The organism is Peptoniphilus vaginalis, from assembly GCF_900176605.1.
GTDB lineage: Bacteria > Bacillota > Clostridia > Tissierellales > Peptoniphilaceae > Peptoniphilus_A > Peptoniphilus_A vaginalis.
In genome coordinates this window covers 421,619-444,657 of record NZ_FXLP01000004.1, presented here as the reverse complement: position 1 = coordinate 444,657, position 23,039 = coordinate 421,619, and the positions used below count along the sequence as shown (strand labels likewise).

Genomic DNA, 23,039 nt, shown 5'->3' with positions numbered 1-23,039 from the left:
GTTGCAGAATAGATGATTCTACTCTGCAACATCACCTTTTTATTTAAATAAGCTGACAATAAAGTCTATTAATTTTTCCAAAAAGCTCTTTGTGTTTTTAACGGCTTTTTCTCCTTCAGGAGAGTTTAAAAATTTTGCAGCCTTGTCCTTGTACTTAACGGCAGTATCAGCCAACCTGTCCCAATCAACATTGGCATTTTTCATATTGTTAAAGAGTCCAACAAGCTTGTCCTCTTGTGCCTTTGTAAGATTTATATCACCACTTTTAGCAACACTTTCGATGATAAGTCTGACTTCTTTATCGTTCTTTGGCATATTCTTTGCCATGGCGTCCTTGATTTCATAAATTATATCGTTAGTCTTTTGGTCGCCAAGTTCTTCAGATAATTTGGTTTGAACAACAAGCTCTTCGTTGGCAACCTTCTTTAGGTTTTCTGGAAGTTCCTTGCCTGTGTTAGCTTCATAAGCCTTTAGGATTCCAGTCAAGGCTGCTGTCCCGCTTACCTTTCCTGGTGCAGTTACATAAATATCAGCATCTTCAATCCCTACAGTGTTAAGGGCATTGATAAAAGCATCTTCCTTTACAACTCTTATGTTGTCTGATAGCTCGACAGTAAGTCCCTTGCCTGCCTTTTCATATCTCACAATGGCAGAGGAGATTGCCTTGTTGCCAATTTCCTTTGATGACAAAACATCTCCAAGATACTTGTACTCTTCTGCATTAGTAACTTCGATTACTTTTGCATCTTCGCTTGCCTTCATCTCATGAAGCATTTCACTTTTTTGACTTTCCTTTAAGTCGGCACCAAGTGTTACAATCTCGTCCCCTTCTTTGGCAAAAACAAAGCCTGGCAAGAGGGCAAGAGAAAGTGATGCCACTAAAATTTTATTTTTTATCTTCATAACATCCTCCATTTTTTATTATGATAACATTTATATATGATTAATACTTAAAAAATATGTGAAATTTATCCATCACTCATTAAGAATTTTTTAAAATCTTGTGAGCTCACAAATTTTAATCAGTCTTGTCTTATATTTTTTAAATTTTTTCAAGAAAATAAGAGCCAGTCACCCAGCTCTTAGTTTTTATTCTTCATGAAATCTCAACATATCTTCGAAGATAAACCACATATCCTTTACTTCATCCTTCTTTGATGATGAGAAGGGAATTATATTCTCCCTGTGCTTAACGCCAAGCTTATTGGCAATTACTGAAATGTGTTTATCTACTTGAGATTTTTTTATCTTGTCTTTTTTTGTTGCGATGACTATTCCCGAGAAACCCGACTCAATGATGTAGTCATACATTTGCTTGTCAAGGGCTGTTGGCTCGTGTCTTATGTCAACAAGTAGGATTGTTTCAACTAAGTTGTCCCTATGTTCAAGATACCCGTTTATGATGCCTGCCCACTTTTCTTTTTCAGTCTTGGCAACCCTTGCGTAGCCATAGCCTGGCAAGTCAACAAGCCTTAGGTCATCATTAACCCTGTAAAAGTTAATGGTCCTAGTCTTGCCTGGTGTTGATGAAGTTCTCGCAAGATTTTTTCTGTTTAACATTGCATTTATAAAAGATGACTTGCCAACATTGGACCTGCCTGCAAAGGCAAACTCCTTGATGCTTGTGTCTGGATATTGCTTTTCTTCTACTGCAACTTTTTCTAGTTCTGCCTTATTTATCTTCATTAAAATCACCTATGGCAATCTCTGCAACTTCTTCAAACTTGAAAACTGGTCTAACGTCTAATCTCTTTATTGCTTCTTCTTCAATTTCCTTTAAGTCTCTCCTGTTATCTTCTGGAATGATTACAGTCTTAACTCCATATCTTTCTGCTGCCAAAAGTTTTTCCTTTAAGCCACCAATTGGAAGGACCTTGCCACGAAGAGTTATCTCTCCAGTCATAGCTACGTCATTCTTAACTGGCCTCTTTGTTAGGGCAGATAGGACTGATGTGGCTATTGTAATCCCTGCTGATGGACCATCCTTTGGCACTGCTCCTTCAGGCACGTGGATGTGGATGTCTGTTGTGCTTCTAAAGTTTGGATCAAGCTTAAACTTGTCTGCATTAGATGCAATGTGAGAGATGGCAGCTATGGCTGACTCCTTCATCACATCTCCAAGGGATCCTGTTAGGGTGAGCTTGCCCTTGCCTGGCATAACTGTAGTTTCTATGACTAGACTTGTTCCACCAACCTCTGTCCAAGCGAGTCCATTTACTGAACCAACTTCAGGAGTTTTTTCTGCTTCAGAAATCCTGTAAATTTTTTCTCCAAGGAAGTCCTCAATATTTCTCGTAGAAACAGCAACCTTGTCTAAGTCTTCTTCCACAATTTTTAGGGCAGCCTTCCTCACAATTTTTGAAATTCGTTTTTCAAGTCCCCTTACTCCAGACTCACGAGTGTAGTAATCTATTATGTCCTTGATTGCCCTATCGGAAATACTTATATTTTCTTTCTTAAGTCCATTTTCTTCAATTTGCTTTGAAATTAAATATTTTTTTGCAATATTGAATTTTTCGTTAGGAGTGTAGCCTTCAAGTTGAATCACTTCCATCCTATCGAGTAGGGGTCTTGGTATAGTCGCTGTTGTGTTGGCTGTGGCAATGAAAAATACCTTTGATAGGTCAAAGGGAAGTTCCAAGTACCTGTCTGTAAAGGAATTGTTTTGTTCTGGGTCAAGAACTTCTAGTAAAGCTGATGCAGGGTCGCCCTTGAAGTCATTGCCCACCTTATCTATCTCGTCAAATAAAAATACTGGATCATTCTTGCCAGCCTTCTTCAAGAGAGAAATAATCCTTCCAGGAAGAGCTCCAATATAAGTCCTCCTATGGCCCCTTATCTCTGCTTCGTCAGTTACTCCGCCAAGGCTCATACGGACGAATTCCTTGTTAAGAGAATTTGCAATTGACTGAGCGATGGAAGTCTTTCCAACTCCAGGAGGTCCCACTAGGCAGAGGATTGGTCCCCTACCCTTGTCGCCAGATAAAATCCTAACGGCAATAAATTCTAGGATCCTCTCCTTAACTTTTTTTAGTCCATAGTGCTCGTCATTTAAAATTTTTCTTGCATCAGAGATATTCCTCTTTTCATCTCCAGATTCAAGCCAAGGTAGGTCGAGAACCCAGTCAAGATAATTTATTAAGAGAGAATAATCTGGTGACTGTGAGTTCAAGTTGCCAAGCTTCTTGACTTCCTTAAGGGCCTTTTCCTTAACTTCATCAGGAAGGGCCTTCTCTTCAATTTTTTTTCTGTAGGACTCTGTTATCTCAGCTTCGTCTTCTCCATCGCCAAGCTCCTTGTGGATTACCCTCAACTGCTCCTTGAGATAGTATTCCCTTTGGACATCATCCATTTTCTTTTTAACCTGGTCGTTGATATTCTTTTCTATAGAGAGAATTTCAATTTCCTTTTTCATAATCTCGTGGAAGACCACAAGTCTATCGTAGATATCTGTTGTTTCTAAAAGTGTCTGATAGTCCTGTAATTTAAAATTCAAATATCCCACAACTGTGTCAATAAATCTTGATGGGTCATCTGTGTCTGCAATATTTGAAATAAGTCCTGGGAAGAATTTGTCATCAAGAGATGAGTAGGCTTCCAAATCGCTAAGGGCAAGCCTAAGGGCTGCTTCAATCTCTTCCTCTTCTGTGAAGTCACTTTCCTTGTCCTCAAGGATTTCAATTTTTGCTTCAATCATCTCTTCTGTGATATCAAGCTTAGAAATTTTTGCCCTCTCTTCACCTTCAACAAGGACTCTGACAATTCCACCAGGCAGTTTTAAAATTTGTTTTATAGTAGCCACAGTCCCAATGTCAAAGAGGTCTTTCCTCTTTGGGTCTTCGATTTCAAGTTCTCTTTGAGCAACCAAAAATATTTTTGAATCCTTCATCTCTGCGGCATCAATTGCATTTAGAGAAATTTTTCTCCCACAATCAAAGTGCATCACCATGTGGGGAAAGATAACTAGATCTCGAAGTGGGATAAGTGGTAATTTAATTTTATCCATTTTTCACCTTCTAAAAAAGCCGTGGCAAGCACGGCTAATTATTTATTTATTTTTTTATTAATTCAGCAGGTGCAGTTCCTTCTACTGATTCTTTTGTTATTTTAACTGCTTTGATGTCATCTCTTGAAGGGATTTCATACATGACATTCATAATTGTGTTTTCAATAACGCCCCTTAGTCCTCTTGCTCCAGCCTTCTTTTCTATTGCCTTTCTAGCAATATAATTTAAGGCATCGTCATCAAAGATTAAGTCAACGTCATCAAACTTTAGAAGCTCCTTGTATTGTTTTACAAGGGCATTCTTTGGCTTAGTTAAAATTTCAACTAGAGCCTCTTCATCTAACTCTTCAAGAGTAATAGTAACAGGGAGTCTACCAATAAGTTCTGGTATCAAACCAAACTTCAATAAGTCTTCTGTTTCAACCTTTTGTAAAATATTTTCTTGCTTGGCTTTCTTATCTACAATTTCTGATCCAAAGCCCATAGAAGACTTGGCAGTCCTGTTCTCTATAATTTTGTCAATTCCGTCAAAGGCACCACCAACAATGAATAGGATGTTAGAGGTATCAACTTGAATAAATTCTTGTGAAGGATGCTTCCTTCCACCTTGCGGAGGAACATTAGCAACAGTTCCCTCGATAATCTTTAAGAGGGCTTGTTGAACACCTTCTCCACTTACGTCTCTTGTTATAGATACATTTTCAGATTTTCTAGCAATCTTATCTATCTCATCAATGTATATAATCCCTTTTTCTGCCCTCTCAATGTCGTAGTCAGCATTTTGAATAAGTTTCAAAATAATATTTTCAACATCTTCACCTACATAGCCAGCCTCAGTTAGAGTTGTGGCATCGGCAATGGCAAAGGGAACATTTAAAAGTCTAGCAAGAGTTTGCGCAAGTAGGGTCTTACCAGAACCTGTTGGTCCAATCATAAGGATGTTGGACTTTTGAAGTTCAATGTCACTGCTCACCTTCCTAGTTGATGAAATTCTCTTGTAGTGATTATATACTGCAACAGCAAGAGCACGTTTAGCGTCTTCTTGCTTTATAACATATTGGTCCAAGATTTCCTTAATCTCAGCAGGCTTTTTAAGGTCAAAGTCCTTGCTGATTTCATTAGGCACTTCATTTTCTAGAATTGTGTGGCATCTCTCTATGCACTCGTCACAGATATTGACATTAGGTCCGGCAATTAATCTATTCACTTGGTTTTGCGTTTTTCCACAGAATGAACATCTTAAAATTTCATCTGTATTAGACATATCTCACCTCAAACCCTTTTTTCAATAACTTTATCTATTAAACCATAATCTTTTGCTTCTTGAGAATTTAACCAGTAGTCCCTGTCAGTATCTCTTTCGATTTTTTCTAGATCTTGACCAGTTCTTTCTGCAAGAATTTCATTTAACTTATGTCTAATTTTTAAAATCTTTTCTGCATTAATTTGGATGTCACTTGCCTGACCTTGTGCTCCACCAGATGGTTGGTGAATCATAATGTCAGAGTTTGGAAGAGCAAATCTCTTACCCTTAGCACCAGATGCAAGTAAAAATGCACCCATTGATGCTGCCATCCCAATACAGATTGTTGACACGTCTGGCTTTATATAGTTCATAGTATCGTAAATTGCAAAGCCTGAACTTACAGAACCACCCGGGGAATTAATATAAAGTTGAATGTCCTTGTTTGGGTCTTCAGCTTCTAAGAACAAAAGTTGGGCAACAATTAAATCTGCCATTGTGTCATTTACTTCACCGCTAAGAAAGATAATCCTATCCTTTAATAGTCTTGAGTAAATGTCGTAAGATCTTTCGCCCCTATTAGTTTGTTCTACTACCATTGGCACTAGTGCCATTTAATCACATCCTTGATTATTTATCTTCTTTTACTTCTTCTATATCTTCTTTAGTAATTTTCTTTGGCTCTACAAATTTTGCCTTTTCAACAAGAGCATCAATAGCCTTTCTCTTTTCAAGGTCGTCTCTTACAACATCCTTGTTTTCGTTAAGCATATATTCTCTCATTTTTTCCATGTGTTCCTTGTCGTCCTTGAAGTAATCTTCAACAACCTTGTTTACTTCTTCTTCGATTTCAGCATCAGTGATTTCAATCTTCATTGCTTTAACAAGAGCTTCTAGGGCAAGGTCATTTTTAACATTTTTTTCTGCTTCAGGTCTCATAGTCTTCTTAAAGTCGTCAAGGCTTTGACCAATCATCTTGATGTAGTCTTCAAAGCTAATGCCTTGGGCTCTTAGACTTTGATCATAGTTTCTAATCATATCGTCGATTTGAGAGTTGATCATTCCTTCAGGGATATCAGCTTCAATCATTTCGCCAATTTTATCAATAGCTCTTCTTTGTTTTTCCATTTCAGAAGTTGTTTTGAATTCTTCTTCTTTTTTCTTTCTTAAATCAGCCTTAAATTCATCAAGAGTGTCGAATTCAGAAATATCTTTTACGAATTCATCATCAAGTTCTGGAAGTTCTTCATAAGAAATTCCATTTAATTTGATTTCGAATTTAGCGTCTTTACCAGCAAGATCTTTTTGGTGGTAGTCTTCTGGGAACTTAACAGTGATGTCAAATTCTTCGCCAATCTTGTGTCCAATTAATTGTTCTTCAAATCCTGGGATGAATGTGTTTGAACCAATCTTTAAGTCTTGGCTTTCAGCTTCTCCGCCTTCAAAGTATTTTCCATCAACAGAACCCTTGAAGTCGATGTTTACAGTGTCACCATCTTCTACAGGCCTGTCGTCAACATTGATGATTCTTGCGTTCATTGCTCTTTGGTTTTCAACTTCAGAGTCAATAAGTTCGTCAGTTACTTCAATAGTTGGGTCTTCAATTTCAATTCCTTCGTAGTCCTTTAATTCAACTTCTGGTCTAACATCAACAGAAACTTTTATAACAAGGTCTTCAGCCTTTTTAATGCTTTCTTCGTCGATGTCAATGTTTGGTTGATCAACTACCTTAAGGTCTAATTCCTTAACAGCATTTTCATATTCTTGTGGAAGAAGTTCGTTAATAGCATCTTCAAAGAATACGTCCTTGCCGTACATATTTTCAATCATTTGCTTAGGAACATGACCCTTTCTGAATCCAGGAATTTGGAAGTGTTTTTTGTTTTTCTTGTACACTTCGTTTTCAGCTTTCTTTATATCTTCTCTCTTTAATACAATGTCAAAAAAGACAGTGTTATTTTCTTTCTTATTAATTTCCATTTCAATAGCCTCCTCGCTTCTCGCGTTTTTCACATCTCTATATTATAACATAAGTTATTTTAAAAACCTATTAAATACCTCTGTCCTTTAGTATCTTTGAGAGAATTTCCATCTCTTCATCATTAAGAGTTACACCCTTGGACATCTTTTGGTGGTCTGGGTCCCATTCTCTTAAATCATACTTAGCTGGCCTATCGTTAAAAGAAACCTTGTTGAGTTCCTTAGTCCAACCCTTAGCACTTTCAGATAGAGTTCCCAAGTGTTCAGTAATTTCAAATTTAAAATCGCTCATCTTATCTAACCTTTTCTACTTCACTTAAAATATTTTTGATTGCTTCATCAGCAGAGATTTCAGAATTTTCCATTTCTCTTCTTGTAGAATATTCAACAATAGATTCTCCTGACTTCTTGCCACAAGTAATTCTTAGAGGAATACCAATAAGGTCCCTGTCCTTAAACTTAACTCCAGGTCTTTCCTTCCTGTCATCAAGTAGGACTTCGACACCCTTAGCTTCAAGTTCCTTGTAAATTTTTTCTCCAAGAGCAACTTGTTCTTCGTCCTTAGTGTTTACTATAGTAACAATTGCTTCATAAGGTGCCACAGACATTGGCCAGATGATTCCATTATCATCGTGGTTTTGTTCAATAACAGCTGTAACAGATCTTGTTACACCAACGCCATAAGAACCCATGTAAAAATAATTTGCCTTGCCATTTTCATCAAGATAAGTTGCATTTAGAGCCTTTGAATACTTAGTACCCAATTTAAAGATGTTACCAACTTCAATACCTCTTGCAAACTTATAGTCTTCATTCGTTCCAGGAACCTTGTCGCCTTCAGCAACAAGAAGAAGGTCATCAACAACTTCGCCTTCAAAATCACGTCCGTAGTTGGCATTGATGTAGTGGTATTCACTTTCATTAGCACCAACAACAAGGTTATCTATTTCAGTAAGTCTCTTGTCAAAAATCATCCTAACATCAAGACCAAGAGGACCAGTGTAGCCTGACTTAGACTTAATAGCTTCGATTTCGCTATCCTCCATCATCCTAATGTCGTGTTCAGCAGTTCCAGTATAAGCAACAAGCTTAGCAAGATTAAGTTCCCTATCTCCAGGAATAAATACAAGAGCAGGTTCATCACCTAACATTAAATCAATTGCCTTGGCACACTTCTTTTGGTCCACCTTTAAGAAGTTGGCAACTTCTTCAATAGTGCTGGCATTTGGAGTGTGAACTTTTTCTAAGTCCTTCTTGTCTTCAGCTTGAGGAAGAATATACTCAACAGGCGCCTTCTCTTCAGTAGCACCAAACTTGCCAGACTCAGAATAAACAATTACACCTTCACCAGTTTCTGAAAGAGCAATAAACTCGTGAGAACCAGTACCACCCATGGCACCATTGTCACCCTCAACAATCTTATAATCAAGTTCAAGTCTGTCAAAAATCTTTTCGTAAGCATCGTACATATTCATGTAAGCCACATCAAGAGTCTCAGGTGAAGTGTCAAAAGTGTAAGCATCCTTCATAGAGAATTCTCTCGCCCTATTAATACCAAACCTTGGTCTCTTTTCGTCTCTATACTTAGTTTGGATTTGGTAAAGATTAAGAGGAAGGTCCTTGTAAGACTTAACCTCATCCCTAACAAGAGTAGTGAAATATTCCTCAGCAGTAGGTCCAAGGCAGAACTCCCTATCATTTCTGTCTTTTAGCTTAAACATTTCGGGACCGAACTTTTCCCATCTACCAGACTCTTTCCAGATTTCAGCAGGTTGGATGGCAGACATTAAAATCTCCATAGCACCAGCCTTATCCATCTCATCACGAACAATATTTTCAATTTTTCTAATAGATCTATAGCCAAGTGGCAAGTATGTATAGACACCACTAGCAGATTTTCTAATCATACCTGCCCTTAGAAGAAACTTGTGAGATGCAATCTCAGCATCTTGTGGATCCTCCCTAAGAGTTGGCATATACAGTTTTGATAATCTCATATTACCTCCATAATAATGGTATTATAATAAATAAAATAATATTCTACAAGTTTTTAGGTAAAATCTCATAGCACGCTATTTTTATTATACTATAAAGACCCCAATACTTCACAAAATTGTTAGATTTAATTAGAAGACTTTGCAAGTTTTCTACTATATAATAAACAAATAATTTTTGCCTTGTATTGTTTAACGACTTTATAAAAATTTATAACTTTATAAAAATTTATAACTTTATAAAATTTTATAACTTCATAAGCTTTAACAACTTTACAATATCCTATTGCTTTATATTTTCAAGTAAGCTCGTAAAAATTTTTTACTTCACAACTTTTAATAAGTTCTTAAATTTCAAATTTCATTTTTAGCATCACTTTACAAGTCGTATAAATCCCTTTAAAAATAAAAAAGATGCCCCTCTAAGAAAACTAATTTCCTTAACAAGGCATCCCATTTACACTATAAAAAAATCGTAAATAAAAACTTATTAAATTAATCCTTCACATCAACAACTTCAAAAAGCTCGGGCGGATATAAATAATCCTCCCCCTCTTCATCAACAATCCTGTACCAACCCTTTTCAATGCTAATAACATCATAGGCCTTTCCATTAATCATATAAACAGGATCAGACTCACCAATAAACTTTACTTTCATAAAAATAACCTTATACTTCAATTTCCATCCACACACTTATGAATATTGCTACTAAATTTTTCACTCGCTGGGCGAGTAAAAATTTTCAACCCACCAACTCGGAAGGCATACAACTTAACATATTAATAGCTTCATCAATTGTCCCTCTTACCTTGCTATCAAATTCATCTGTGTGACTATAATCGACATCGATGACAATAAATTCATCATTGAGATAATCTAAAACTTCAATGTTGCTTTTATCTTGAGCAAATACGTCATAATCATCTGCAAACTCGAAAGCAAAATACTCATTGATTTCATAAGGGTTACAATTTTCTTTTAAAAATAACAGTTTTTCTTTTAAATTTTTTTCCAACCTTTGCTAACCTTACCTTTCTTAATGATTACAATCCACGCACCAGCGAGGAGTGCGACTGAATCGTTTTTATATTTATTCATTTGAAGAATATATTATTTTTTTAACCAAAAGGCAAAAATTAAAATCAAACCAAATAAAACATAAAACCCCATAGCTACTTTCGCTAAATATATGTTTTTATATATATTAGACAATATAATTAAAACAAAACCTATAAGATAAGTTATTAAAGTAAATAAATTTAAAAAATTATTTTTCATATAGTAAATCACCTTATTATATTAAAATTTCAATCCACGCACCCGCGAGGGGTGCGACATTAATTGCTCTACTGTGTCACCTTTAGCGTACTCATTTCAATCCACGCACCCGCGAGGGGTGCGACAAATAAATAATTAATATTAAACATAGACATTAGACATTTCAATCCACGCACCCGCGAGGGGTGCGACTGATGATAGTGTTAGAAAAGGGCAACTAATATGTATTTCAATCCACGCACCCGCGAGGGGTGCGACTTACATAAACCTATATAACTATGTGGAGCAACTTATTTCAATCCACGCACCCGCGAGGGGTGCGACCTTAACTCTTCTGTTTTTGCCGCTGAAGGAACAGATTTCAATCCACGCACCCGCGAGGGGTGCGACTGATGATAGTGTTAGAAAAGGGCAACTAATATGTATTTCAATCCACGCACCCGCGAGGGGTGCGACTTACATAAACCTATATAACTATGTGGAGCAACTTATTTCAATCCACGCACCCGCGAGGGGTGCGACCTTAACTCTTCTGTTTTTGCCGCTGAAGGAACAGATTTCAATCCACGCACCCGCGAGGGGTGCGACAAATGCAGCAGTAAGTGTTGTGCAGTATGGAGAGCATTTCAATCCACGCACCCGCGAGGGGTGCGACGTTTTGACAGTTCCAAATTGTCCTGGTATTGCCTTATTTCAATCCACGCACCCGCGAGGGGTGCGACGAAGTTTTAATTCAAAAAATCTGGTATCTTCTTATATTTCAATCCACGCACCCGCGAGGGGTGCGACCTCTTGATATCATTTTCAATACCATCTGTAGATGGTATTTCAATCCACGCACCCGCGAGGGGTGCGACTACAATAAATTTGACCTATAAACTGATGCAAGAGTTATTTCAATCCACGCACCCGCGAGGGGTGCGACCATTCCATTTTTTAATCTTCTCATTTTTCTAAATATTTCAATCCACGCACCCGCGAGGGGTGCGACTAGGTCGTCATTTTGAAAAGTTATCTTCTCAAGAATTTCAATCCACGCACCCGCGAGGGGTGCGACAGAAGCAACAGCAAACCCACTAGAAAACCTTGATATTTCAATCCACGCACCCGCGAGGGGTGCGACGGGTAGCAGGAGCAGAAGCAGGGTGCGAAATCAATAATTTCAATCCACGCACCCGCGAGGGGTGCGACCTGCAGCTGCCGTCTCTCTATTTTTAACATTTTTATAATTTCAATCCACGCACCCGCGAGGGGTGCGACAAGAAAATTTGATTGAAAGTACAATTATCAATCACATTTCAATCCACGCACCCGCGAGGGGTGCGACTTAATTGCCATTTCCCTTACTTGTTTAAAATCTGGATTTCAATCCACGCACCCGCGAGGGGTGCGACATGAGAGGTTACTTTTTATCACGGACACTATGTATGTTATTTCAATCCACGCACCCGCGAGGGGTGCGACAATTATCCCTACAAGGACAAAACGAAAAGATTGACATTTCAATCCACGCACCCGCGAGGGGTGCGACATGTAATTTCAAATTCCATACCATCGATAAATCCGTATTTCAATCCACGCACCCGCGAGGGGTGCGACAAATACATTGCGGCTACTGCTATCACTAGAATGCTATTTCAATCCACGCACCCGCGAGGGGTGCGACATAATTTTGTAATATCCTGGATTGGTTATAATGACATTTCAATCCACGCACCCGCGAGGGGTGCGACTTTTTAGCCATTTTCCTGCTAATCCTGATTTTTCTATTTCAATCCACGCACCCGCGAGGGGTGCGACGGGGATCAAGCATATAATTCAGGCGGCAAATCATATTTCAATCCACGCACCCGCGAGGGGTGCGACCTGATAAAAGTAAACCTACATCATTATCTTTTAAATTTCAATCCACGCACCCGCGAGGGGTGCGACCTGATAAAAGTAAACCTACATCATTATCTTTTAAATTTCAATCCACGCACCCGCGAGGGGTGCGACTAACATAAAAACCTCACTAAAATTTTATTTGATTAATTTCAATCCACGCACCCGCGAGGGGTGCGACGTGTGAGGTTGATGGATCCATACACGCCATTTGATATTTCAATCCACGCACCCGCGAGGGGTGCGACAACTTAACAAGTAAGTATATCGTGAGCAACATAGCATTTCAATCCACGCACCCGCGAGGGGTGCGACATGCAAGGATTTACCACTACCAGGAGTACCAGAATACATTTCAATCCACGCACCCGCGAGGGGTGCGACATCTAAAAATGATTTTTTGTCTAATTCTGCAATTATTTCAATCCACGCACCCGCGAGGGGTGCGACCCCCTTTCCGTTTCCTTTGAGATACTTTTAAATTAATTTCAATCCACGCACCCGCGAGGGGTGCGACTTTCTGACGACAAGGACAGGTACAACCTAGAGGAAATATTTCAATCCACGCACCCGCGAGGGGTGCGACTCGAGTTAAGGATTGGAACTTTTAAGGCATTACTTATTTCAATCCACGCACCCGCGAGGGGTGCGACATATATAACTTGTCGCACTTCCCACTTTGACCATATTTCAATCCACGCACCCGCGAGGGGTGCGACTTATATTAACGCAAGATGATCCTAACTTTGCACAGGATTTCAATCCACGCACCCGCGAGGGGTGCGACCTGTAGATTTTGACTACGTGACTTCAATCGACGACGATTTCAATCCACGCACCCGCGAGGGGTGCGACGCAGCAGGTACAGGTGTATGAAATGGTAGGAGTAATTTCAATCCACGCACCCGCGAGGGGTGCGACAGGCAAGAGACCAAATCGCAGCACTAAGAAATGGAATTTCAATCCACGCACCCGCGAGGGGTGCGACTATCAACAGTCAATAATAGATTATCAAGAGCATCATATTTCAATCCACGCACCCGCGAGGGGTGCGACATAACTATATGGAGCGTAAAGATAAGTCATTTGAGATTTCAATCCACGCACCCGCGAGGGGTGCGACTAATCTATGGCGATTTTGCAGGAGTTGCAAAGGTTATTTCAATCCACGCACCCGCGAGGGGTGCGACTTTCTTTCTTGTAAATAATAAATAACTTAAAAATAATTTCAATCCACGCACCCGCGAGGGGTGCGACGCAGAAGTCCACGTAATGAGTTTCTTTTTATTTAATATTTCAATCCACGCACCCGCGAGGGGTGCGACAATTTTGGTGGTGGTCTTGTTAGAGTAGGTTAATTATTTCAATCCACGCACCCGCGAGGGGTGCGACTACTTTGCCTAAAATTGTAGTTGATTATTATAAGATTTCAATCCACGCACCCGCGAGGGGTGCGACTTGTGCTAGGGATATGTATATAAGATTGAGAAAATCATTTCAATCCACGCACCCGCGAGGGGTGCGACCCCATCTTAAAACAACAGAATAACCAAAATAAATATTTCAATCCACGCACCCGCGAGGGGTGCGACTTTTATGATTGTTCTTCGTTATCTATTGTTGATTCTCTTAAATTTCAATCCACGCACCCGCGAGGGGTGCGACATACCTAGAATTTTTACAAAGAAATTTTTTAGACATTTCAATCCACGCACCCGCGAGGGGTGCGACTAAGCCTATATAGTGAGCCAAGTCAGAGGACAATAATTTCAATCCACGCACCCGCGAGGGGTGCGACAATTCTTTCTTTTGCCCCCTTACCATGCACTTTTAGATTTCAATCCACGCACCCGCGAGGGGTGCGACTCCGACAATCTGCGGTCCGAAACAGTGTCCAAGAAATTTCAATCCACGCACCCGCGAGGGGTGCGACTTGGCAGGCATAGCTCGTGGTAATGTAGATAGAATTATTTCAATCCACGCACCCGCGAGGGGTGCGACTCTCTTCCATAATTTCTAGCTTCATTTCTATCGCTATTTCAATCCACGCACCCGCGAGGGGTGCGACGGAGCCGCCGAAAGTGTCAACCTATCAACCGGGGGATTTCAATCCACGCACCCGCGAGGGGTGCGACTTCTAAATGATGTAATTTTTGGAAATGTGATTATAGATTTCAATCCACGCACCCGCGAGGGGTGCGACCGTATTTTTTAGCCATTATCTCCTGCTAAAAAATACAGCTAATCATTTTTTAAAGAGTTTTGTCTCTTTTTTCCTTGTTTTTTATGAGTTAGGTCTAGGCTTTTTATGTCCAGGTCCAAATCTCACAAGTCCTACAAGATCAATAAATCTTTTTCTGGGTTATAAGTATCGTCTCTTCCCAGGCTTTCAACTCTTCTCTCCCAATTTTTCCCTAAATTATAAATTCTTATGGAATCTTTTTTGGAATCAATTATTTTTTCTAATTTGTTTTTTATTTCTACCAAGTCGGCTGGATAAATATTTAGTTCAAAGACTGAGTTCTGTACTCTTTGTCCATAATCAAGACAGACTTTTGCTACCTGTCTTAATCTTTTTTTGCCAGCTGGCGTTACTGTTTCTACATCGTAAGTAATTAATACTTGCATTTTAGCCTCCTATCATAAAGGGTGGATAGGCCTCTATGTCTCCTCTAAGATAAGAATTTAATAAGAGGGCTTGTGCGTGAGGGAGCAGTCCAATTTTTATGTTTTCCTCAAAAAATGGATGGTAGATTTCTTCTTGTTCTCTCTTGTTCCAGTTTTCTAAAACTACCTGTCTTCCCTTTTCGTTTAGGAGTGTGGCTCCATTTTCTTTAACTTCAAAATGGTTCTTGTTTATTCTATTTAAGTTTATCATTGATAGTGTGAACTTATCAACTAGAAAGGCTCGCATCTCCTCAATTATGTCTAGTGCCATACTAACTCTACCTGGTCTATCTGTGTGAAAGAATCCTGCATAAGAATCTATTCCCACTCCTTCAAGAGCTGCGGCAATGTTATTGGTGAGTAGGGAGTAGAGAAAAGATATTAAGGCATTAAATCTGTCCATTGGTGGTCTCTTGCTCCTATCAATAAAGAAAAAGTCTTCTCTTTGCTTAATTATTAATTCATCTAGGACAGAGAAGTAGCCTTTTGCAATTATTCCCTCAATGCCTCTTACACTATCTTTGTTTTTACAATTTTTTATTTCTAGCATAAGTAGCTTTATTGCTTCTATTACTTCTTCTAACCTTTTGACGTCTACCTTGTCTTTATTATCTAACTTCCCTCTTATTAAAACCTTCCTAGAGTTGTAGGCCTTAGCATAAATTATATTTTTTACAAAATCTAATGACTCCTCTGATTCTTGCATTTTGTATTGTTTCTTTCTCGTATAAATATTTCCATAAGATGCTCCTATTACTCTTCCACAATACTTTCCGTAGGGTGTGAAGAATGTTATCGCTACATTTTCTTCCATGCACATCTTCATAAGGTCTGGGCTGACACCCATGTAGTTGAAGCAAACTATTTGCTTTAATATGTGGATGGGGTATCTTGCAATTCTATTTGAATCCTCTGTTATGGAAATATTTCTTCCTTCTTTTCTCAGATAATAATCAGGATTTATTACATATAAGGTGTTCAGTAATTTTTTCATAATTCTGCCCCATAGATATAGTTAGCAACATTTTTTATCTTTTTTGTTAATCTTGGATTGCACTCATCATACAAGGAACACATCCTGCAATTTTTATAATTTTCTGCCTTAGGAATAATTTTATTCTTGTAATAATAGTGCATATCTTGGGCTGCTTTTATAGTTAAATTTCTAAGCTCATCAGTAAAGTCAACTTTATCTCTTGTGTCTGTTTCATTGTAATAAAGATATCCATAGTCTAATTTGATATTGAAGTTTTCCTCTATACAAATTGCCTGTGCCATTAGTTGTGCATTGTCGTAGTTGTACTTTTTCTTCTTACCTCGTTTATATTCTACGATTACTGGCAGCCACTTTCCCTTCCTGTTTTTTAATTCTACTCCTTCATCTGACTTGTGAAATTCAATTACATCTAGCCTGCCAGAGAGTCCCAAAGATTTGGAACTCAATGACATGGCTCTTGATATTATTAGATCTTTTCTCTTTTCTTTTATGAAAGGTTGATCTACTTTTGTATGGATGACTTGACCTTCTGCTGTAAAGGAGTTTTCTGTCCAAATATTTTCAACATGGATAAGTGCCCACTGCCTCTTGCAAAATAAAAAATGTTGTATTCCATTTAACATTAAATAGTCATCTTCAGCATACATTTTAAATTCCTTGAATGTGTTCTACTCTCAAGCCCTTTTCTTCATATTCTTTTAATTTTTCTTGATCTAGTCTAATATTGTAGTCTTCATATTTTACTTTTAAGTCCTCTGCGTTAGGTAGGTCGTATTCTAATAGGTCCTTTATCTTTCCACTTGACACATCTCCAACCTTTGATGAGTGGTTAAACCAAAAGATGTCTTTAACTTCCATGGATCCGTCTGGTCTTGCTGATGATACATCGTTTATGAATAAAGTTTTTATACATTCCTTTACTGTCTCAACATCTTCTTGGTCAAATCCAGTTTTTTCTGCAAAGTAGGAATTTATACTTCCATTAACTACATAAACACCATGGTCAACAAAGTGTTTTGTACCCATTGTATCTGCAGATCTAGTTTTTCCAGCTGCCGGTTCCATACCACTTATGGATTTAGTTATTTGCATTGTAGTGATTTCTATTGGCTCAATAGATTTTGCAATGGATATAGAAACTGGTCCTCTTATACCTAAGGCTCTTTTTTGGTAAGTGAATACTTGACCAAAGGATCTAATGTCAATCCATTTTTCGTTAGCTATCTTTTCAACTTCTTCATCAGATTCTTTGTTAAATACATCTTCAAATCTCTTTTGAAGAGACCTAAAACCATCATCGCTCCTATCAAGTGATTTTACAAAGACGTCATGACCCATGTCTTGCATCCTGTTTCTTATTTTTCTCTTTAAGCAAACATCTGAAATTTCTCCAAATCCTCTGTTATCAATTCTTGGCATATTACCTGTTAGAGGATCTCCGTTTGGGTTGGCTCCAGAAACTTCAATTGTAAAAATAAAATCTACCTTATTGTTAATCATTTTCTTCCTCACTTTCTATATTTTCATTATCTTCTTTTTTAGTAAATAAATCTGCCATTTGTGCTTCATAGCCAAATATAAAACCTGACCCCAAAGGTTTATTAGTTTCTTTTAATTTATAATCGTAGTTTTCACTTATTGAATTAGTAACTTCTCTTATATCTCTTTTTATCTTGAAATATATTCCTCTCTTAGATTCATTATTAAGTAGCTTATCTTCATAAGGTCTAATTAAATTTCTAAGTCTCAAGTTCATAGTGACTGGTTTATTTACATAGCTAGTCCAAAGTTTTTCTGCATTCGTAACTCTTTCTGTATCCATGTCGTAGGTCAACTTTTCTAATCTTTCGTAAAGGGCCAATAACCTACCAAATAAGTAGGACCTATCAGTTTCTTTTCTATCCAACATATTGCTCTTAATTCCCTCCTTATCTTTTAGGACTGCCAAGGCACACAACTTAACTTGTTGCCAAGATTTATCGTAACTTAATCTATTTCTTATATTTAGTTCCAAGGCTCTAATAATATTTTGAGGCATATCTCTGCCTTCAACTATTGCCATAATGATATTCTTATATTGATCAGTGGAGAAACTCTTCTTTGATACTTCTAAGCCTTTATCTCTTTCAACTCCATAGGCTGTTTGGATTAGAGCAAAAGGACTTGGAGTGTATAAGTGTCTTCCTATTTCCTTAGTATACCTAGGCCAATTGTATTTACCTTGCCACTTAACCAAGTTCTCCTTGAGTATTGAAGAATCCATTTCCTTAAAGTATTTAAGGGCTACCCTTCCATTGCTGACTTTATCAATTATTGCAATGTAGTACTTAGAGTCTTCGCTAAATCTTATCCTTCCACTGGTAAAGGACCTAACAATATCTTCAGATGTTTTATCTGCTATAGTCATAGAAGTTTCTTTACTTATTCCTTTTAAATCATCTTCTGAAAGCATAAATAATTGAAAATTTTGGGAACTTTCTTTATCTGGCTCTTCAATACTTTTTTCTAGCTTCTTGGTTACATCCATCTCCGTTTTATTTTGAATATCATCAGAGAACCAGCTCAAAACATAAGTAAATTCTCCAAGCCACCTGGAAGTATTTTCACCACTTAAGAGGGCCTTTGCCATTTGTATAATTTTTTGGCTTGAGTCCTTTCCAATTTTTATAGTTTCGTCAGGCTTATCAAATCTGCCAAGGAAGTTTTCACTGTTAGCAGTTATTTGAGATATAAGTCTTGCTGAACCGATGAGAGGTTTGTGCTTTAGACACAAGAAGTCTTCTTTCCCTGATATGTTACAAATTATTTTTTCAGAGTCCTTGTCTCTTGCAAAACTTTCTTCTGTGTATCTTATAAATTTTTCTTGCAAGTTTTTATTTTCTGATAGGCTTAGGTTTTTCTTGCCATCATAATTTTCTACTGCAAAAGTTAAAAATACTTTTGAAAAATCTGCAGTCACAGTCTTTGGTTTTTTTTCTGAATTATCTACATATTCAACAACTTTATCTTTTGTAATTTTATAATCTTTATAAAGTTTTGAAAGTATATCTTCGAAAACTTTTGCTTTTGTTATATAGTCGTGAACAATCTCTACAAAGTCATCTTTATCGGACTTAAGCCAGGATTCCTGTTGATTAATATAGGCGAGAGACTTCTTTGTATCGTCCTGGATTACATAATCAAAGTTGTCGAAGAGGGGATGAGGTGCAATGCCACTAGACCTTGCAACAGAATCTTCTGTTACTGGAAAAATTACAATGTCGCCATCATCTAAAAAATTTGCATCAACTAATTCACTTCTCTTGTTTATTAAAATTTCTACAATATTCTTGCCATTGGACTTCATGGAGTTGTGATAAATTGGTAGTATTAAATTTGACTTATCATTTAGATCTCCAATTAAATTATTTTCGAGTCCAAAGTTATATGAATTGTATAAGGCAGTTAAAAAACTCAATGTATCACCTCCAATTAATAGTCTTCTAATTCTTGGTCTACTGTCCTTGTGAGGCCAGGCTCCTTAAAGGAATAATTTGAAACTTCATTTATTATTGTACAGTCTTCAGGCCTTGGAAAAGTAATTCTTCCATTTTTCATATTTATTGGCCCATAGGCTGACCTTAACATCTCGCCATACTTCTTTGGATAAATTAGTCCAACTAACATAAGTCCAAAACCTAAATTAGTATCATCGTAATATCCCTCGTCATTTTCATACTCTTCTTCTGTCAAGCATTCGATGAAGCCTTGGCACTCAGAAACTCCTAAGAAGATTGGTCTTCTTCCTCCTCTTTTAAGAGATCTTTCTGTTATGGCTTCGTGCTTCAAAAAGTTTCTGTCATTCTTTAAATCCTCTCTGTCTTCATTCCACTCAAAGTGAAATTTTACATAGTAGCAAGGATCACTTAAATAGGTATATGCTGATAAATCAGCACTATAGTCTCTTAATAGAAGTCTCATACCTTGGGTGTAGGATTCGATTTTATTCATTATCCTAACTTCATCAATCACATTTGTAATTGTGGGTTTAAAATAATTTGCGTCGATTATTCCCTTCAAATTTTCTCTAGTAGGGACGTTGTAAGAGATCTTTTCTCCCCCTGACTTACTTTCTGGTGAAGTGAACAGTGCCCTGTCACCATATACTTTTGCGTAAAAGTATTTTGACTTATTCATTAATAAACACCTCCTTTGATTTTTAATTTCGCGAAAACGATATCATCTTCGTTGTCTTTATATTAATACGAAAGCAGTCTCTTTGTCAAGTATCTATTCGATTTTATTTTTTATAATTTTTTGATATAATTGTTTCATCAGCGAAAGCTGTGGATTGAAAGATATTTATACGGAAGATAGACCCTATTATTAGTAAGGGTCTTTTTTCTTTTATAATATAAAGCTATCCGGTTCTTCAAAGTTAACACCAAATTTTTCATTGTAATAAGAATTTGGAAGGATATAAATTTTTCCATCTAGAACATTGTCGCAAGAACTCAAATCTTTTTTACTAATAGCTACAGTGTGCCTTGAAAGTTTCTTTACTATTTTCTTTAACTCTCTCAAATTATTTAGATAATCTGGTCCATATAATTTTAAAGAAAGGTCTCTCACTTTATTTAAATCTTCTTTAGTTTCTTCATAATCGACAATTGCAGTGCCCTTATTATCTTCAATCAATTCAAATTCTTTGTAGGCTTCCTTAAAAGATTGAAATAAATCAAAGTAGATTTTTCTCTTTTCATCATATAAATATCCAGCGACTTCTTTTAGTTCTTTCTTTACCTTGTTTAATTTTTGAAAATCACCAGCAACTTCTTTATTCTCAGCCAATAATTTTAATACATCTGAGTATTGGTCTCCCTTTAAGTTGGCATATAGCTTTTCAAAATATTCTTCCGTTAACTTCTTAATGTCTAAGTCTTCTGTTGATGCATTGAGGGCAGCCTTGCAGGCAGCCTTTCTCTCATCAACTCCCTTTAACATAGAAGTTTTTTCTTCATTTTTGTCTAAATTTATTAGGTAAGTGAAGGCAGACTGACGATGACCTTCCCTATTGCACCTACCCATGGCTTGGACCACTGAGTCCATACCAGAGAGCGACCTTATGACAAGGTCAAAGTCTACATCCACTCCTGCTTCAATAAGTTGAGTTGAGACAACACAAATTTTATCTCCCTCTAGTAACCTCTTTTTTATTTCGTCAATCTTCTTTAACCTATGGCTTGCTGTCAAATTAGTTGTTAGATAAAAAAGATCCTTATCTTCATAATCACTTTGAAGCAAGTCAAATAACTTTCTTACAGTTTTCTTTGTGTTTAAAATAATTAAATTAGACTTATCCAAATTTTCCAAGACTAGGTTCCTTATGTCTTCAAGCCCATACATCTTATTTATGTCACCATAAACTTTTAACTTGACCCTCTCAAAGGCTGAGAAGTCATAATTTTTATTATCTATAATGTCTTCATTTTCTCCATCTAAATCTCCATAAAATAGTTTATGGTCAAGAGCTACTGATGCGTTTGTAGGTTGAGTTGCTGTTGATAGAAGGATGTTCGTCTTCATTACTATTTTCATAAAGTTAAGGGCAAGGTTAGTCATATATAAAAATTCTGTTGGTATTGACTGCCACTCATCCAAAATAATTACAGAATTTATAAGAGACTTAAACCTTGTCAGATTTGCTGACTTCCCCTTGAATAAAGAATTGTAAAATTGGACCATAGTTGTCAAAACTACTGGCGAAGTCCAATCATCAAGAAAAAATTTTTTATTTACAACATCTAGTTCATCGTCCCTATCATCATTTTCAATTTCATCTTCATCGTCAACAACGTTGGAATGGTGTTCCAAGACAAAGTCATCATTATTTAAAATTCCCCTCATCTCAGATGCGTTTTGTTCAAGAACTGAAAGAAAAGATGTAACGTAAAAGAACCTATCCTTACCTTGATAGTTCATTTGATTTATTCCATAGCGAAGGGACAAAAGAGTCTTGCCTGCACCTGTTGGCAGATCTAGTTTATAAATTCCAAGCCCATCTTCCTTAGATCTCTTGAGAATGTCCCCTGAAATTTCATTCCTCAAAATATTTAACTTACCTTCAGGTTTTCCAAAAGATTCGTACTTCTTATTAATGTTTTCTTCGAATCTTTTTTCTACTTGTCTTAATTTTTCTAGATTTTCGTCAACAATTATATCCTCATAAGCATTTATTGTGTCCTTAATGTCTGCAGATTTTAAAATAGAAACCAAGAGCCTAATAAACATAGACTTGTAAAAGCACAGAGCTTCATACTCTTTATTCTCTGAGTATTCTCTAGAAGATTTTTTTAATTTCTTTAAAATTTCTATATATTCTAAAAATCCCTGACAAAATAAATCTTTTATATAAATTTCGTTTGATTTAAAAAACTTATCTACTTCTTCAAAAAATTCATCAACATCAAGACTTTCTTTTGAAGTTTCGCCAAACCTATAAGATGACTTATCAATTTTTTTAAGTCTATCAAGACTTGTCAAAACATAGGTCATTTCTTCGTTCTTCCTCACCATATCGTATTGACCGTGGTGGGACATAATTGTGTAAATCAAAATGTTTATATAGTCGCTTAAGTCTAAGATTGTCAATCTATCTTTTTCCAAAACACTTCTCAAATCTAAAATAGATTGGTCTTTGCTATCATAAATTTCATCAAAAACTGACTTGTAAATTTTCACAACAAATAGACCACCAAGACTTGAGTGGTCTACTTTTTTGTTTGAATTTTTTATGATTTTATCTTGGAAATCAAGGCTAGCCTTGCCTATATCGTGGAGAAGTCCTGTTAAGAAGCTAATATTACCAACATCAACTTTTTCGCCAATTTTCTTTGCTTCAAGTCCAGTTTTTAAAAGATGAGTGTAAAGAGTTTGCTTCTTTTCTCTCTTGTCCCTATCAATGTGTGCGTACAATTTATCTAACATAAAACCACCTCAAAAATTTTT

17 protein-coding genes and 1 CRISPR repeat array are annotated in these 23,039 nt (G+C 37.0%); all 17 genes read right to left on the bottom strand.

Translation table 11 applies throughout. From position 1 onward, the window contains the following. Positions 1 to 39 precede the first annotated feature (39 nt). A complete protein-coding gene (locus tag CAN42_RS03440; protein ID WP_085875545.1) occupies positions 40 to 903 on the bottom strand; it encodes a DUF1002 domain-containing protein in 864 nt (287 codons plus the stop codon). Between the two features lie 186 nt (positions 904 to 1,089). Further along, positions 1,090 to 1,686, bottom strand: a complete 597-nt coding sequence (yihA, locus tag CAN42_RS03435) for a ribosome biogenesis GTP-binding protein YihA/YsxC (RefSeq protein WP_085875544.1) — start codon at positions 1,684 to 1,686, stop codon at positions 1,090 to 1,092. Next, entirely contained in the window at positions 1,673 to 4,006 is a 2,334-nt protein-coding gene (gene lon / locus CAN42_RS03430) for an endopeptidase La (protein WP_085875543.1), read from the bottom strand. Before lon ends, yihA begins: the two co-directional genes overlap by 14 nt. Before the next feature lie 46 nt (positions 4,007 to 4,052). After that, positions 4,053 to 5,270 (bottom strand): ATP-dependent Clp protease ATP-binding subunit ClpX, encoded by a 1,218-nt coding sequence (gene clpX / locus CAN42_RS03425; RefSeq protein WP_062572275.1) that lies wholly within the window; start codon positions 5,268 to 5,270, stop codon positions 4,053 to 4,055. An 8-nt stretch (positions 5,271 to 5,278) separates the two neighbouring features. Next, entirely contained in the window at positions 5,279 to 5,863 is a 585-nt protein-coding gene (clpP, locus tag CAN42_RS03420; protein ID WP_062572276.1) for an ATP-dependent Clp endopeptidase proteolytic subunit ClpP, read from the bottom strand. A 16-nt stretch (positions 5,864 to 5,879) separates the two neighbouring features. Beyond that, on the bottom strand, positions 5,880 to 7,229 hold the full coding sequence (gene tig / locus CAN42_RS03415) for a trigger factor (protein WP_085875542.1): 1,350 nt from the start codon (positions 7,227 to 7,229) through the stop codon (positions 5,880 to 5,882). 70 nt (positions 7,230 to 7,299) lie between these two features. Then, positions 7,300 to 7,521, bottom strand: coding sequence for a YdbC family protein (locus CAN42_RS03410; protein ID WP_005955451.1), 222 nt, complete (start codon positions 7,519 to 7,521; stop codon positions 7,300 to 7,302). Position 7,522: 1 nt separating this feature from the next. After that, on the bottom strand, positions 7,523 to 9,226 hold the full coding sequence (locus tag CAN42_RS03405) for a proline--tRNA ligase (protein ID WP_085875541.1): 1,704 nt from the start codon (positions 9,224 to 9,226) through the stop codon (positions 7,523 to 7,525). A gap of 492 nt (positions 9,227 to 9,718) precedes the next feature. Then, positions 9,719 to 9,904, bottom strand: a complete 186-nt coding sequence (locus CAN42_RS03400) for a hypothetical protein (protein WP_085875540.1) — start codon at positions 9,902 to 9,904, stop codon at positions 9,719 to 9,721. Positions 9,905 to 9,968: 64 nt separating this feature from the next. Further along, positions 9,969 to 10,241 carry a hypothetical protein gene (locus CAN42_RS03395; protein WP_085875539.1) on the bottom strand — a complete coding sequence of 91 codons (273 nt, stop codon included), beginning with the start codon at positions 10,239 to 10,241 and terminating at the stop codon, positions 9,969 to 9,971. Between the two features lie 289 nt (positions 10,242 to 10,530). Then, a CRISPR array of direct repeats spans positions 10,531 to 14,591; the repeat unit is 32 nt; unit sequence ATTTCAATCCACGCACCCGCGAGGGGTGCGAC. Between the two features lie 131 nt (positions 14,592 to 14,722). Continuing rightward, the gene (gene cas2 / locus CAN42_RS03390) at positions 14,723 to 15,016 is read right to left on the bottom strand and encodes a CRISPR-associated endonuclease Cas2 (protein WP_062572180.1); all 294 of its coding nucleotides are present in this window, start codon (positions 15,014 to 15,016) and stop codon (positions 14,723 to 14,725) included. Between the two features lies 1 nt (position 15,017). Continuing rightward, positions 15,018 to 16,049 (bottom strand): type I-C CRISPR-associated endonuclease Cas1c, encoded by a 1,032-nt coding sequence (gene cas1c / locus CAN42_RS03385; protein ID WP_085875538.1) that lies wholly within the window; start codon positions 16,047 to 16,049, stop codon positions 15,018 to 15,020. Next, on the bottom strand, positions 16,046 to 16,699 hold the full coding sequence (cas4, locus tag CAN42_RS03380) for a CRISPR-associated protein Cas4 (RefSeq protein ID WP_085875537.1): 654 nt from the start codon (positions 16,697 to 16,699) through the stop codon (positions 16,046 to 16,048). Before cas4 ends, cas1c begins: the two co-directional genes overlap by 4 nt. A 1-nt stretch (position 16,700) precedes the next feature. Further along, positions 16,701 to 17,552, bottom strand: coding sequence for a type I-C CRISPR-associated protein Cas7/Csd2 (gene cas7c, locus CAN42_RS03375; RefSeq protein ID WP_085875536.1), 852 nt, complete (start codon positions 17,550 to 17,552; stop codon positions 16,701 to 16,703). Then, positions 17,545 to 19,509, bottom strand: coding sequence for a type I-C CRISPR-associated protein Cas8c/Csd1 (cas8c, locus tag CAN42_RS03370; RefSeq protein ID WP_085875535.1), 1,965 nt, complete (start codon positions 19,507 to 19,509; stop codon positions 17,545 to 17,547). The genes cas7c and cas8c overlap by 8 nt, the downstream gene beginning before the upstream one ends. Positions 19,510 to 19,523: 14 nt before the next feature. Beyond that, entirely contained in the window at positions 19,524 to 20,228 is a 705-nt protein-coding gene (cas5c, locus tag CAN42_RS03365) for a type I-C CRISPR-associated protein Cas5c (RefSeq protein WP_085875534.1), read from the bottom strand. 210 nt (positions 20,229 to 20,438) lie between these two features. After that, entirely contained in the window at positions 20,439 to 23,018 is a 2,580-nt protein-coding gene (locus CAN42_RS03360) for a CRISPR-associated helicase/endonuclease Cas3 (protein ID WP_085875533.1), read from the bottom strand. Positions 23,019 to 23,039 lie beyond the last annotated feature (21 nt).